We start from the raw sequence: 14,150 nt of genomic DNA on the forward strand, positions 1-14,150 counted from the left end.
CTATTCCATCAACACCAGCTTCAGCAGCTTTTAAATAAGACATTTCAGCTAGTCCATTTGTGCTATGGGAATGAAGATATATTGGTATTTTCACTGTTTCCTTAAGACTTTTTATTAAGCTATATGCTATATCCGGCATTATTAGGCCCGCCATGTCCTTTATACATATAGAGTCTGCCCCCATATTTTCTAATTTTTTTGACAAATTTATATAATTTTCTACATTATGAATAGGGCTTACAGTATATACAATAGTTCCTTGGGCATGTGCTCCTTGTTTTTTTGTTTCATCTATGGCAACTTCAATATTTCTAAAATCATTTAAAGCGTCGAATATTCTTATTATATCAATTCCGTAATAAACAGCCATTTTTATAAATTCTCTTACCACATCATCAGGATAGTGTTTATAACCTAATATATTTTGTCCTCTCAAAAGCATTTGTAAAGGAGTTTTTTTAACTACTGATTTAATTTTTTTAAGTCTATCCCATGGATCTTCATTTAAGTATCTTATGCAGGAATCAAAGGTAGCCCCTCCCCAGCACTCTAAAGAATAATAATGGGCTTCGTCTAATTTATGAAGAATAGGTGCAAATTCATCAAAGGATAGTCTTGTAGCTATTAAAGATTGATTTGCGTCTCGCAATACTGTCTCTGTAATATGTATATCTTTCATGGTATCACCTCAAATATAAAAAGTTTTCTAAATATATTCTAACATATTAACTGTTAAAAATCTCCATTTAACATTGAACTTTTAAAAGATTTAACATAATTTAGTATAACTAATAGAAGATATTGTAAGCCTGTTGACAATAAATATGAATTGTAATAAACTATTTATGTTGACACTAGTGTAGAATTAAATTAAACATACATGCGCTCGTAGCTCAGTAGGATAGAGCAGCGGTTTCCTAAACCGCGTGCCGGGGGTTCGATTCCTCTCGGGCGCACCAAAAAGCTTTGTAATTATAGTGGTTGCAAGGCTTTTATCTGTTTTACGATATTTATTATGTGACTAGATATTTGATAGGGGATTTTGTACTATATTTATTTACAAAGGAAATGTTTTTATGTGAAATGTTATTTAATAGCGTACAAAAAAAATAAAAATATGATATAATAAAATCAATAAATGAACATAATAAAAACATGGTGTTGACGCACCCTGCAGTATACAATTCTAGTTGTTTAGGCAGCTGGCAAAGCTAAGATTATAAAAAAGTAGCCATACCATTGCGGCGGTGGGCTGCCTTTTTATTTTATCTATAAGCACGATAATTAAATTTATCAAAGCTACCAAAAATGATAGAGCAGAAAAAACCACTATAAACATTTCGTACATATGTATCACCTCTCTTCTGAAAGGGATAGCGATACCGGTTACCCACGCACAACCATATTGAATTGTATGTAAATAGTTCATCACAGGCATATTTTAAGGGCAATAATTAGAAATAATAAAAAAGAAGTTATTAGAGGTAAGAATAGTATGACTGCAGATTTTATTATTGAGGCTTTAAAAGAAGCCAAAAAGGCAGAAGCTATGAATGAAGTTCCTGTAGGAGCAGTGATAGTAAAGAATGGAAAAATAATAGCGGCAGCACATAATATTACGGAAACTTTAAAAGATCCCACAGCTCATGCAGAAATAATTGCAATTAAAAGAGCTGCTAGTTATCTAAAAAATTGGAGATTAAATGGTTGTGAACTTTATGTCACATTAGAACCTTGTCCAATGTGTGCTGGGGCTATACTTCAGTCGAGAATAAGCAAGATATATATAGGTACCTTTGATCCTAGATTAGGAGCTTGTGGTTCTATAATTAATATATTGCAAAATAAAAATTTAAATAGTAATATTTATATAAAATGGCTATATAATAATCAATGCAGTTTAATACTAGAAAACTTTTTTAAATCAAAAAGATAATATTTATATGGAGAGATGTCCGAGCGGTCTAAGGTGATTGACTCGAAATCAATTGTAGGGATAAACTCTACCGAGGGTTCGAATCCCTCTCTCTCCGCCAACTTAAAAATACACTTGGATATGGGTGTATTTTTTTATTATAAATATTTTTTTGTTTTCAAAGTGTTAATAAAACATTAACAAGAAAATAAAGGAAATTAATATATGTAAATAGAATAAGTCTATATATAAATTCTTAGGAGGGACGCGGAATTGAAAAATACTTCATGTGAAAGCTTAAACGGATCATTTCCTAAAAATGACACTATAGTATTATATAATGAAAGTGAAGAAAGTAATATTCAAATAACTTATCAATGTTTTGATAAGAGAGAATGGGGAAATTTAGGGAGCGGATTAAGAGAAATTATTTATAGTAATCAATATGTACCTAAAGATTATACAGGAGACATATTTTTTATAAAAAGTTTTGTATGTAATGAGGAAATTTCTTATGAAGCTACGGATATAAAAGATGGTAAAATAAAGGAGTATAAATTTCAACGATATAGCTTTAATGAAAAGAATAACTTATTGGGAAAAGCGTACAGTGATATGAGTAATATTTTATTAGAAAATTATAAATCAGCTAATTTACATAGAGAGATGAGATATAAAAGTCTTTATAATAAAAGGAGATTTGGAAAGATAGATTTATTTTTTAATAACAATAATGATTTAACAAATCTTATTATAGATGATAATGAATTACTTTGGGAAGGACTAGTAAAAAATATAATGAATCATGAAGCGTTTTTACTAAAGTTTCAAATAATAGATTAGGATGCAGTGTAATTTATTTTTAAATAGGAAGGGTTTGTATACAAATAGAAATTATTAAACAAATTGTTACATATAAATATGTATAATTCTAAAATACAAGAATATGCGGTGTAGAAAAAGTAAGAAAACTAATAGTAATAACAATTTTATGGTAAATATATGACAAAGTATGTATAATATGTTTTATTTACTTAAAATTACAACAATGATATACTTGTACTATGAAGGAGTTATCATTTTGATATTTTTTATTAGAAAACATATATAATGATATTAATTAGTTTTTGCCATATGTTTTCTTATAAATTTAAAATATCCACCGTATATAAAAAGGAGGATTTTTAAATGAAAAAAAGTTTTTTATTATCCTGCGTTGGTATAGATGAAGTTGTTTTACAGGAAAAAGAGATAGAAGGATATGATAATATATTGGATATAGAAAAGGAAATAGAATATACAAGGGAGCTATTAAACCAGGTATCCTGTGATATAGATAATTTAGAAAAAAGCAAACAAATTTTAGAGGTAAGTCAGTACATGGACAAGTTATTAAATGAGTATACTAACATTACCACGGAGAAAAAGAATTCAAAAAAGATTAAATTTTTATAAAAAGCTATTGAATTTTAATAAATTTGATAGTATAATAATCTTTGTCTTAATTAAATAAATATAGATTAATTCATGAGTAGACTGTGGAGAGATGTCCGAGCGGTTGAAGGAGCACGCCTGGAAAGCGTGTGTAGGGGAAACTCTACCAGGAGTTCGAATCTCCTTCTCTCCGCCATATAATCTTTGCCGTGCTAGACGGGGAGTTAGCGGTGCCCTGTACCTGCAATCCGCTATAGCAGGGTTTAATTCCTCGATTAGGCTATAACATGTGGGGACTGACCTATATAAGTGGCATTGAGAGCTGGGTCCCACGCAACGGAAACTCATGAACTCCGTCAGATCCGGAAGGAAGCAGCGGTAAGTGATAATTTTCGTGTGCCGTGGATAAACCTGGTTTGAGTTAACTGTATAGGTGACGCTCATAGGTTATTTGCCAAGGCGAGGTGCACGGTTTAATATAGTAGCTATCGTACAATAAATAAAGTTTATTGTACGTTTTTTTTATTTAAAAAATAATATACTACGTAATATGTAAAAATAGAATTTAACATAAACTTAATGTATAATAGTATGAGATATGATTAAAAATCAATTTAAAAGTTTTACTAAGAGGTGAAATGTATGTCCTATACAGCTTTATATAGAGAATGGAGACCTAAAAACTTTAAAGATGTAATAGGTCAGCAACATATAACTATTACATTAAAAAACCAAATAATAAATAATAGAATAGCTCATGCATATCTTTTTTGCGGTACTAGAGGAACTGGAAAAACATCTACAGCTAAAATACTTGCAAAAGCTGTGAATTGTTTAAATTTGCAGGATGGTGAGCCTTGTAATGAATGTGAAATGTGTAAAAAAATAAACTCAAATCTTTTAATAGATGTAACAGAGTTAGATGCTGCTTCTAATAACGGAGTAGATAAAATAAGAGAAATAGTAGAAGAGGTTAATTATCCACCAAGAGAAGCAAGGTATAAAGTTTATATAATGGATGAAGTGCATATGTTATCGCCGGGAGCAGTAAATGCGTTTTTAAAGACACTAGAGGAACCACCAGCAAATGTAATTTTTATTCTTGCTACCACTGATCCTCAGAAGCTTCCTATAACTATTTTATCAAGATGTCAGCGCTTTGATTTCAAAAGAATAAAAAGTGAAGATATATTTGAAAGGCTTAGGCTTATTGTAAAGGAACAGGGAGTTTTTGCAGATGACAAAAGCCTGAATCTCATAGCTAGAATGTCAGATGGCGCAATGAGGGATGCTTTAAGTGTGTTGGATCAGGCTATATCCATGGGTAATGGGAAAATTGAATATGATAAAGTAATAAATATGTTGGGGCTTGTAACTAATGAGAATTTACTAAAGCTTACAGATAGTATAATAGATAAAGATGTTGAGAATTCTATTAAGGTAATAGAAGATATAGTACTCAGTGGGAAAGATATACATTATTTTATTAAGGATATGATAAACCATATGAGAAATCTACTTATGGTTAAAGTAAGTCAAAATCCTGATGAAGTATTGGATATGTCAGAGGAAAATATAAATCTTTTAAAAGAGCAAAGCGGAAAGATAAGAATCGAAGAAATTATGAGAGACATAAGAATACTTCAAGATGCAGAGGAACAATCTAAATGGACTAAACAAAGTAGAATATATTTAGAGTTAGCCATAATTAAGATGTGTAAGATAGAGTACGATACTTCAAAAGAAGTTATACTTGCAAGATTAAATAAGCTTGAAGAAGCCATGAAAACTGGTGAAATAAAAGTGGCTTGTGAAACTGTAGTACCAAAAGCACAAGGAAGGTCTAAAGAAAAAAAAGTTAATGATAATGCGGTAATACAGCCGGCTAAAAAATTTAATCCAGATTCAAAATTGAATATAGATATAGTAAAGAAATCATGGAAAGATATATTAGAAACTTTTAAAGCTAGACGACATATGGTAATATATGCATCTTTAATGACTGCTCAACCTATAGAATGTAAAGATGGAATTTTAACATTAAAATATGAACAACAGTATGCTTTTAATAAACAAAGACTTGAAAAAGAAGAAAATAGAAAAATAGTAGAAGAAATATTTTCAGAGGTACTAAAAGAAAGGATAGGAATAAAATATATTATAGAAAAGGAAGAAACGGATAAAGAAAATCCCGAAGAACTTTTAAAAGAGACCTTTGGAGAGGACATGGTAAAAATATTAGAAGAATAGATGTAAAGTAATTTACAGTTTATAATTCATAAGTTACAATAAATAGTTGTATGATACACTATAATTAGGCAAAGTATTTAAATTCTAAAAGATATTAAAGGAGGAATATAGGACATGGCAAAAAACGGATTACCCAACTTCGGTGGAGGAAACATGAATAATTTAATGAAACAAGCACAGAAATTTCAGAAACAAATGGAGGAAATGCAATCTCAGTTACAAGATAAGGAATTTGAAGCAAGTGTTGGCGGGGGGGTAGTTAAAGCTGTAGCGAACGGAAAAAAAGAAATTGTTGATATAAAAATACAACCTGAAGCAGTAGATCCAGATGATGTTGAAATGCTTCAAGATTTGATTATATCTGCCTGCAATGAGGCATTAAAAAAAGCCGAAGAAGAAACATCTAATGAGATGAAAAAACTAACTGGCGGATTAAATATACCAGGAATGTTTTAATGGTTAATTTAAGATGAGGTGAAGGAATTGGAGTTTTATCCAGTAGCCATTGAGAAACTTATGGAGGAATTTGCGAAACTTCCCGGAATAGGAAATAAGACTGCTCAAAGATTAACTTTATATGTTTTGAATTTACCAAAGGATGAAGTAGATGAATTTGCATCAGCTCTTGTAAGGGCAAGGGGAACAATAAAATATTGCTCTGTATGTGGTAATTTTACAGATAAAGATCCATGTGCTATATGCAGTAATCCTAATAGGGATAAAAGTACTATATGTGTTGTAGAAGAGCCTAAAGACGTAATAGCTATAGAAAAGGTTAGAGAATACAATGGAACCTACCATGTACTTCATGGAACAATATCTCCTATGGCGGGAAGAGGACCAGATGATATAAAGCTTAGAGAATTGGTAAGCAGAATCAATGGAAATGTAAAAGAAGTTATAGTTGCAACTAATCCTAATGTAGAGGGAGAAGCTACGGCTATGTATATATCTAAAATACTAAAGCCCTTAGGAACTAAAGTAACCAGAATTGCTCATGGAATACCTGTAGGGGGAGACTTAGAGTATGCTGATGAGGTTACATTATCTAAAGCTTTAGAGGGTAGAAAAGAAATATAGATTAAAATTTATATGTGTGTCTCCATCAAATAAAGTCCTATCATTATGCAAATTCATTTTAGGATGTAAATAAAGTTATTGTAGAAGACCATAGGGAAAAGGTATAAGTAATGTCTTGGAACTATGGTTTTTTATTAGAGGTTTGAACAGAAATTTGAATGGAGTGGAACCTATGTAATAATAATAGCATTTAGGCAGGTGAAAAGTATGAGAAGAAAAGATAGAGAAATGAACAGAAAATTTGGATTAGAAGTCATAGATAAATCCACATATGGAGTACTTTCAATGGTAGATAATGATAATAAATCTTATAGTATTCCTCTTTCTATTGCAAGAGATGGAAATACATTATATTTTCATTCAGCTATGGATGGAAGAAAGGTTGAGATACTTGAGAAGAATCCTAAGGTTAGCGTAGTTTTTGTTGGAGAAACAAAAATTCCAGAAATCTACTCTAACGAGGAATTAAATGAAATACTGAAAGATGAATCAAAAGCAGGGATGCTTGGTAGTAAAGTTTTTACTACCCAATTTGAATCTGCTATTGTAGTAGGAAAAGTGAGATTAGTAGAAGATGAAGAAGAAAAGGTAAGAGGGCTAAGGTTAATATGTGAAAAATATGTCCCGACAAAGATGGCTTACTTTCCCATAGCAGCTAAAGCAGGATTAAAGGGCACTAATGTATATTCTATAGAAATTGAAGAAATTACAGCCAAAAGAAAAAAATATGATGTAAACGGAGAAGAACTAAAGTGGGCAAAAACTGAATAATCAATATCCCTTATCCCTATATCTATGTCCTCATCAAATAAAGTCCTATCGTTATGTAAATTAATTTAAAAAAGGAAAGGAGTTTGTTTGATGAACACAATGAATAAACCTCTTATTATATGTCAAAGATTACAATAACACATGTGATAGGAGGTTTTTTATGAATAACAAATTTAGGCTTCAATTAAAAAAGGATAAGAGCTATACAAAAGAAGAAAAGAAAATAATCACTTCTATAATAGAGTCTATGGAAGAAATAGAAAGAGCTAGATGTTATTTTGAAATGGCTAAAGATCCAAGATTAGTAGACTACGCTATATATATGGAGGAAGCAGCTAAAGCTAAATATATGTATTTATTGAATGAGGCAAAGAATAAAAAAATTAAGATTCAATATAAATATATGTTAGAAGGGTTTGATGCTGTATAATTTTAGTGAAAGGCTAATATTTATAATTATAGTGATTTGGGAGAAGGGGTGATAATATGGAATATATAGGGTATTTTATAATTGCAATTTTAGCATTAGTAGTATTGGTAAAAATATTTGCGTGGCCTTTAGCCATATTAACAAAATTAATAATAAACGGTGTAATGGGAGCAGTTTTATTATTTTTGATAAATATGGTAGGGTCATTATTTAACTTTAGCATAGGAATAAATGCGGCGACGGCACTGATAGCAGGTTTTTTTGGTGTGCCTGGAGTAATATTCTTAATTATATTTAAGGTTTTATTATAGTAAACAATAATGTACTGGTAAGGGTTGATGAAAATTTGGTTAGAATTGCAGGAATAGAAATATCTCAAAATAAATTAAATGAGAATATAGTAATTTATTAGGCTGTTGGTAACAAAAATTATCAACAGCCTTTTGTTTTATTATAATACATAAAAATATTTACTTATGATATAACAGTAATATAGTATTTGTTCACAAATGTGAATATTTTTGTGCATAATGTGGATAAATTATTAGACTTTGTGTATAACATTAAATAGAAATGGAGATAATAATATGTTTATAAATAAAAAAATCATAAGGGCTAAATTTATTAGAAGGCCTAATAGATTTCAGGGATATGTGCTTATAGATGGTAATGAAACATTAGTACACGTTCCTAACACTGGTAGATGTAAAGAAATATTAATACCAGGTGCTACTGTAGTTTTAAGGGAAGAGAATAATCCTTTAAGAAAGACAAAGTATGATTTAATTGGAGCATATAAAAGGCAAAGATTTATAAATATAGATTCTCAGATACCTAATAAAGTTGTGGAAGAGGCTTTAATTCATGGAAAAATAGAAGGACTTAAGGAATATACTATGGTTGAAAGGGAGAAAACTTTTGGAAATAGCAGATTTGATTTTAGATTAAGAAATGAAGCGGATGAAGAATATTATTTAGAAGTAAAAGGAGTAACCCTTGAGGAGAACGGAGAAACTAGATTCCCTGATGCTCCAACGGAAAGAGGAAGAAAGCATTTATTAGAATTGATAGAAGTTAAAAATCAGGGAAAAGGAGCAGGAGTCCTATTTTTAATCCAAATGGAAGATGTAAGTTATTTTACACCTAATGATGACATGGATAAAGCTTTTGGAGATGCATTAAGACTTGCATATAAAAATGGAGTAAATATATTTGCATATGACTGCAGTGTAGGGGAAGATTTTATTACTCTAAAGGATAGAGTTAGTATTAGACTTTAATGTATTGGAATAATTAAATAAGTTGTCCTATAATAATCTTATATTAATAATTTCGAAAGGCAGGTGAAAGTTCTAAATTATTTTTAGAACAAATTGCTATGAAGTTTAAATATTGTCCTAAATGCGGTAATGAATTAATAGGGAAATATAGTTGGGATGAAGGAGAAGTACCTTATTGTCCTGTAGATGATATAATGTATTTTGACACCCCTAAACCTTGTGTAGTTGTAGCTGTAATAAAAGATAATAATATTTTACTTCTTAAACAAAGTTACATATTTAAAGATTCAAAGGTTTTAGTATCTGGTTATGTTACAAATGGTGAAACTGTGGAGGAAACAGTATACAGAGAAGTAAAAGAAGAAACAGGAATTATGGTGTCAAATATAAAATATTTAGGAAGTGAATACCTGCCATCAAAGGAATTAATAATGTTAACTTTTATGGCAGACTATTTAGAAGGAGAAATTAATAAATCCGATGAAGTTGAATGGGTTGATTGGAGGGAATTAAAAAATGCCCTTTGTGAAATGAAGGAAGATGAAATAGGAAAAAATGTAGTAAGAAAAGTTTTAAAGAAAATTGGGTATGATGAAGAAAAAGCTTATATATGTGATAATAATAAAAAATAATATAATTAAATTCTATGGTTTATAGGTTGCATAAATAATTATAATATTGGGAGAAGGTGAGATTTTATGAAGGGAATCTTATATTACTTCAGTGGTACAGGAAATACAAAATGGGTAGGAGATAGATTTAAAGATAGTTTTTACAAACATGGAATAGAAATTGATTTAGTAAATATAGAGAATGTAGAAGAATTTGAAATAGATAATTATGACTTTATTATATTAGGAACTTCTGTGTATGCCGAGTTAGAACCTAAAATAGTTGATGATTTTATTGAAAAACTACCTAGTAATAAAAATAATATGAAGGCTATTGTATATTCAACACAAGCAGCTAAAACTGCTTCAGCAGTGTCAATTTTAAAAGGGAAGTTAGAAAAAAAAGGGTATAAGGTTGTAGCTGAAAGTATGCTGCAAATGAGTAATAACTATTATTTTGGAGTTGGCAAAAAAACGGAACAGCATATTTTTGATATTGCTAAGGATAATGCCTATAAACAGGTTAATAAGGTTGTGGAAAATTTTTTAAATAATAAAGACACAAAAGTACATTTGAGCCATTTAAGGATAGCAGGGGGAAAGCTTATGGGTAAGAGTTATAGCAGACTATTCCCTAAAATGTCTAAAAATTTTACATCTACAGAAGAATGTACAAAGTGTGGATTGTGTTTAAGAAACTGCCCTAAGGGAAATATCACTTTTGAAAATAGTGGAGCTATATTTCATGGCAAGTGTATGTTTTGTATGAGGTGTATTCATATATGTCCTATAAATGCTATAAGATATAAAGATAAAAAAATAGAACAAACCCAAAAAGACATGATAAAAAATCTTATTTTAAAATAGATACATATTGCAGAGGTGAAGAGTAATGGCAGTAGGAGGAGATAATTGTAAATATTGTCCTGAATTTTTAAGCAGAAAATGTGATGGTAAAGCCAACAATTGTATGTGCAGGAGATGCCCTAGAAATCTAGGAAAATGTTTAACTACAAGATATTGTACTGAAACAGAGTCTGTATTAAATTAGATTATTTAATATCCTAAATTAGCATATTTCAAAATTATATTTGAGATATGCTAATTTTTTTATTTAATTACTAAATTTAAGAATTATTTTTTGTTTTCATGGAAAGAATATATAGCAGTAACATATAAAACTTAACGGAGAAGGTGATACATATGCGATTAGAGGAACTTAAAATGGTAGTTGCTGAAAATTGTGAGGGTTATGAACCTATAGCATCTGTATTTGTGTCTGATGTAGGAAGTAATATAACAGATAGTTGTGAGAACTGTAAGAACTTTGAAAAAGGAAAGTGTGTGAAGAATTTATTTGATCCAATTAAGGAAAGAATATATAGAAATTAGGAGGGTAATATTATGGGAAATGCATATGAAATGATGGCTGTAGGAGAAAATTGTCCTGGTTATATGCCAATATACGATGGATTTCAATCTTCCACAGGAGAACCAGAAAATAAAAGTTGTAGAAATTGCCTTAACTTTGAAAATGAAATTTGTACAATAGACTATTATGATAAAGTAGTTGCAGGTTTAGATCAAGGATAAATTTAACAAAGGCAGCATAAGAATTTGCTGTCTTTTTTTGTACATATTTAAAGTTTTAAATAATAATTAATGTTTTAAATATGTAGCCATAGATAATTAATGTATGATATAATTAACTTATATAATAAATGATTCATAAAGAAGGTTTTTATGACTTTGTTATTATATCATGGTATTTATATATATTTTTTATAATTAACTATTTATAATTTCCTATAAAATGTCTAACTTTAATGTATCTTTTAGGGAATAACAGAACAAATAAGAAGGAAAAGATTTTTTCTCTTATATAGATTTCTTTGTACGGAAATTTGGGATAGGTCTATATGAAAAGAATAAAACTTATAGACTTTGTTCAAGGTTTATTCTGCGGGAAAGTTAGTGAAGAATAAGCTCATTATTCTATGGAATAGGATTTAACTTTGATAAAGGCAAGGCTTATCTTCTTATGGTTCTGTTGATATTAAATAGTCCTGCTTTTTTAAATTCTTGGTATGATAGCAAGGTATAAATACCTTGGACGGTAGATTATGATATTAAGATGCTGTATTTTTAAAAGAGTGGGAAATTAAAGTGGCTGCGGCACTAAAAATTAGTGCCGCAGCCATTCAATGTTATTTTTCAAAATAAACTATTATATTATAATCAGAACCTTTATTATCTACTACAGAACCAATAAGATCTTTAACAGACTTTTCAGTGTTTGCTAGAGCTTTATTTAACATATCTGGCTCCATCAATTTTTCTTTCATTCTTTCTTTAACTTTTTTAGTTATGATTTGATTTTCTGGGGGAGAAAGTTTTATTTCCCCAAATCTAAGAGCACCTTTTTCTGTTTCATAGATAGTTTTTTCTTCGTCTATATTTACTGATTTTATTTCTGGTTTAGGAACACTTATACATATAGTTTTAACATTAGGCTGAATGGTTATATTTTCACCTTTTAATTTTGACAAGTCTATAGTATAAATTCCTTTTCCACAAAAATCAATATAGGTTACTTTTTTAAATATATCAAAGTTTCCCCAGCTATCATCTAATACTACCCTATCAGATAAATCTACTTCCATAGTTATTAAATCCTTTTTTTCATGTATTTTATTTACTATGGCTTCGCTAGTAATAGCTTTTCTTGACATATTTTCTATACTTTTTGCCATCCCTGGTAAGGACTTTGTTTTTGATTTAATAAAATACTTATAGCATATGGTAAATCCTAAAATTAATGAAATTGTTATTAATATTATAGTTCTTTTTTTTATTATTCTTTTCATTTATGTATTCAAATCTTATTGATTTGAATATTATCCCCCCAATCATTAAGTATTTACCAATTATATTTTAGTAATGAAACATGAAGATTATTGCAATCATAAGTTTAATATAAATATAAGCATAATAAAATATTATATCAATATATTTTTTATTAACAATAGGGCATATGTTATAATATTACATGGTATATACAAAAATTAATAAATTTGGATTTAGGCTATGGAAAATAAAAACAATGTCATAACAGTGGCTTTAATATTTGTATATTTTATACATAGGAATACAAAAGAAGTTTTATCTTAATTTTATGATAGGAGGGATACTATGTTGGATTCAAAAGTAGTTAATATGCAATTAGCGCAAGGCAGTGTAAATGAATATATAGTTAGAGATGATTCAGGTATCACCATAGGAAGGGTATATATAATTGATTTATCAAAGGAAAATAAGTATTGCTGCTTCAGAATAAGATTTTATAAAAAGGGAGAAGAAAGCTATCAGTATCTAAAGAATTCTCTAAATAAGTTTCTTATAACTTTATTTAAGAATATGGATATGTTTAAAGTAAATGTATTAGCCGAAGAAGATGTAAATTTATCATCTTTTACGGATTTAGGATTTGAATTAGAAGGAATTATTTCTAATAGTATTATAAAAGACAATATATACAAAGATGAAATATTATTTGGTATAGATAAAGAAATATTTAGCAATAACATTATAAGGAAGATATCACTAAGAGGAAAACATATAGAAATTAAACTATTGACGCCTGAAAATGCAGAGGAAGTATTGAAATATTATATAGAAAATAAAGAGCATTTAGAGCCTTTTGAACCAACAAGAGAGAATAACTTTTATACTCTATCTGTTCAAAAGAGAATCTTAATGGAGAATTACAAACAGTTTCTAAACGGTACTTCAGTTAACTTTGGTATATATAAGGATAACAAGTTTATAGGGAAAATACAATTATCTAATATAGTAATGGGCATATTTAGAAATTGTTTTGTTGGATACTCTATAGATAGAAACGAAGAGGGGAAAGGTTATATGAAAGAAGCATTAAACCTAGCAGTAGAATATGCTTTTGATGAGATAAACCTACATAGGGTAGAAGCGTCTACTCTTATAGATAATTTTAGATCTCAAAATGCATTAAAAGCTTGCGGGTTTAAAGAGATAGGCTTAAATAAGGATTATCTTTATATTAATGGAAGGTGGAGAGATCATATTACCTTTTATAAGATTAAAGAAGGCTAAATAATTGATTACAACCTAATCAAGCGTGTCCATATAAATAATTTAAAGAAAAAATAAGTATTTAGGAGATATATATGTTTAATTTAGACTAAGCTAATATTGCTAATATAATGCATAGAATAATTGTGATAAAATAACATATGTCGCTGAAAAATGTGACAGAGAAGTGCCGAAAGTTGAGAAACTAAAGGTTAAAAAGTCAACATAAAAGTTTTTAATAAGACAAATTAAAAAATATGTTGACAAAG

At 29.1% G+C, this 14,150-nt stretch carries 18 protein-coding genes, 3 tRNA genes, 1 other RNA gene and 1 pseudogene; 20 read left to right on the forward strand and 3 right to left on the reverse strand.

Annotation, left to right across the window (positions count from 1 at the left end):
- A pseudogene (locus tag V7Q02_RS14285) lies at positions 1-679 on the reverse strand (oxaloacetate decarboxylase subunit alpha); the annotation flags it as partial.
- Positions 680-882: 203 nt separating this feature from the next.
- Between V7Q02_RS14285 and V7Q02_RS14290 the strand changes: the two are divergent.
- Positions 883-959 (forward strand) — tRNA-Arg (locus V7Q02_RS14290).
- A gap of 227 nt (positions 960-1,186) precedes the next feature.
- Here the strand turns inward: V7Q02_RS14290 and V7Q02_RS14295 are convergent.
- Positions 1,187-1,348, reverse strand: coding sequence for a hypothetical protein (locus V7Q02_RS14295; RefSeq protein WP_170063740.1), 162 nt, complete (start codon positions 1,346-1,348; stop codon positions 1,187-1,189).
- Positions 1,349-1,495: 147 nt separating this feature from the next.
- On the opposite strand from V7Q02_RS14295, the gene V7Q02_RS14300 reads away from it, so the two are divergent.
- The 18 genes from V7Q02_RS14300 (at position 1,496) to V7Q02_RS14385 (ending at position 11,364) form a co-directional block, all read left to right on the forward strand.
- Entirely contained in the window at positions 1,496-1,936 is a 441-nt protein-coding gene (locus V7Q02_RS14300; RefSeq protein ID WP_106064702.1) for a nucleoside deaminase, read from the forward strand.
- Between the two features lie 9 nt (positions 1,937-1,945).
- A tRNA-Ser gene (locus V7Q02_RS14305) sits at positions 1,946-2,036 on the forward strand.
- Positions 2,037-2,188: 152 nt separating this feature from the next.
- Entirely contained in the window at positions 2,189-2,758 is a 570-nt protein-coding gene (locus tag V7Q02_RS14310) for a hypothetical protein (protein ID WP_333861754.1), read from the forward strand.
- 345 nt (positions 2,759-3,103) lie between these two features.
- Positions 3,104-3,370, forward strand: a complete 267-nt coding sequence (locus tag V7Q02_RS14315) for a Spo0E family sporulation regulatory protein-aspartic acid phosphatase (protein WP_106064704.1) — start codon at positions 3,104-3,106, stop codon at positions 3,368-3,370.
- A gap of 85 nt (positions 3,371-3,455) precedes the next feature.
- A tRNA-Ser gene (locus V7Q02_RS14320) sits at positions 3,456-3,545 on the forward strand.
- 11 nt (positions 3,546-3,556) lie between these two features.
- Positions 3,557-3,821, forward strand: an RNA gene (gene ffs / locus V7Q02_RS14325) — signal recognition particle sRNA large type.
- 170 nt (positions 3,822-3,991) lie between these two features.
- Positions 3,992-5,599 carry a DNA polymerase III subunit gamma/tau gene (dnaX, locus tag V7Q02_RS14330; protein ID WP_106064705.1) on the forward strand — a complete coding sequence of 536 codons (1,608 nt, stop codon included), beginning with the start codon at positions 3,992-3,994 and terminating at the stop codon, positions 5,597-5,599.
- Positions 5,600-5,713: 114 nt separating this feature from the next.
- The gene (locus V7Q02_RS14335) at positions 5,714-6,055 is read left to right on the forward strand and encodes a YbaB/EbfC family nucleoid-associated protein (protein WP_106064706.1); all 342 of its coding nucleotides are present in this window, start codon (positions 5,714-5,716) and stop codon (positions 6,053-6,055) included.
- Positions 6,056-6,082: 27 nt separating this feature from the next.
- Entirely contained in the window at positions 6,083-6,679 is a 597-nt protein-coding gene (recR, locus tag V7Q02_RS14340) for a recombination mediator RecR (RefSeq protein ID WP_106064707.1), read from the forward strand.
- A gap of 207 nt (positions 6,680-6,886) precedes the next feature.
- Entirely contained in the window at positions 6,887-7,450 is a 564-nt protein-coding gene (locus V7Q02_RS14345; RefSeq protein ID WP_333861756.1) for a pyridoxamine 5'-phosphate oxidase family protein, read from the forward strand.
- Positions 7,451-7,610: 160 nt separating this feature from the next.
- Positions 7,611-7,880, forward strand: a complete 270-nt coding sequence (locus tag V7Q02_RS14350; protein ID WP_106064709.1) for a DUF2508 family protein — start codon at positions 7,611-7,613, stop codon at positions 7,878-7,880.
- A 56-nt stretch (positions 7,881-7,936) separates the two neighbouring features.
- The gene (locus V7Q02_RS14355; RefSeq protein WP_106064710.1) at positions 7,937-8,191 is read left to right on the forward strand and encodes a pro-sigmaK processing inhibitor BofA family protein; all 255 of its coding nucleotides are present in this window, start codon (positions 7,937-7,939) and stop codon (positions 8,189-8,191) included.
- A gap of 276 nt (positions 8,192-8,467) precedes the next feature.
- Complete coding sequence (gene sfsA, locus V7Q02_RS14360) at positions 8,468-9,160, forward strand: DNA/RNA nuclease SfsA (RefSeq protein WP_333861760.1); 693 nt, start codon at positions 8,468-8,470, stop codon at positions 9,158-9,160.
- A gap of 98 nt (positions 9,161-9,258) precedes the next feature.
- Positions 9,259-9,792 carry an NAD(+) diphosphatase gene (locus V7Q02_RS14365; protein ID WP_106064712.1) on the forward strand — a complete coding sequence of 178 codons (534 nt, stop codon included), beginning with the start codon at positions 9,259-9,261 and terminating at the stop codon, positions 9,790-9,792.
- Positions 9,793-9,858: 66 nt separating this feature from the next.
- A complete protein-coding gene (locus tag V7Q02_RS14370) occupies positions 9,859-10,638 on the forward strand; it encodes an EFR1 family ferrodoxin (RefSeq protein ID WP_106064713.1) in 780 nt (259 codons plus the stop codon).
- A 25-nt stretch (positions 10,639-10,663) separates the two neighbouring features.
- On the forward strand, positions 10,664-10,822 hold the full coding sequence (locus V7Q02_RS14375; protein WP_170063741.1) for a hypothetical protein: 159 nt from the start codon (positions 10,664-10,666) through the stop codon (positions 10,820-10,822).
- Positions 10,823-10,974: 152 nt separating this feature from the next.
- Entirely contained in the window at positions 10,975-11,163 is a 189-nt protein-coding gene (locus tag V7Q02_RS14380) for a hypothetical protein (protein WP_106064714.1), read from the forward strand.
- Between the two features lie 12 nt (positions 11,164-11,175).
- Positions 11,176-11,364, forward strand: a complete 189-nt coding sequence (locus V7Q02_RS14385; RefSeq protein ID WP_106064715.1) for a hypothetical protein — start codon at positions 11,176-11,178, stop codon at positions 11,362-11,364.
- A 614-nt stretch (positions 11,365-11,978) separates the two neighbouring features.
- Here the strand turns inward: V7Q02_RS14385 and V7Q02_RS14390 are convergent.
- The gene (locus V7Q02_RS14390; protein ID WP_333861761.1) at positions 11,979-12,638 is read right to left on the reverse strand and encodes a DUF4230 domain-containing protein; all 660 of its coding nucleotides are present in this window, start codon (positions 12,636-12,638) and stop codon (positions 11,979-11,981) included.
- Positions 12,639-12,963: 325 nt separating this feature from the next.
- Between V7Q02_RS14390 and V7Q02_RS14395 the strand changes: the two genes are divergently transcribed.
- Positions 12,964-13,902 (forward strand): GNAT family N-acetyltransferase, encoded by a 939-nt coding sequence (locus V7Q02_RS14395; RefSeq protein WP_106064717.1) that lies wholly within the window; start codon positions 12,964-12,966, stop codon positions 13,900-13,902.
- Positions 13,903-14,150 lie beyond the last annotated feature (248 nt).

This window comes from Clostridium sp. (assembly GCF_036781005.1).
Taxonomy (GTDB): Bacteria; Bacillota; Clostridia; order Clostridiales; family Clostridiaceae; genus Clostridium_B.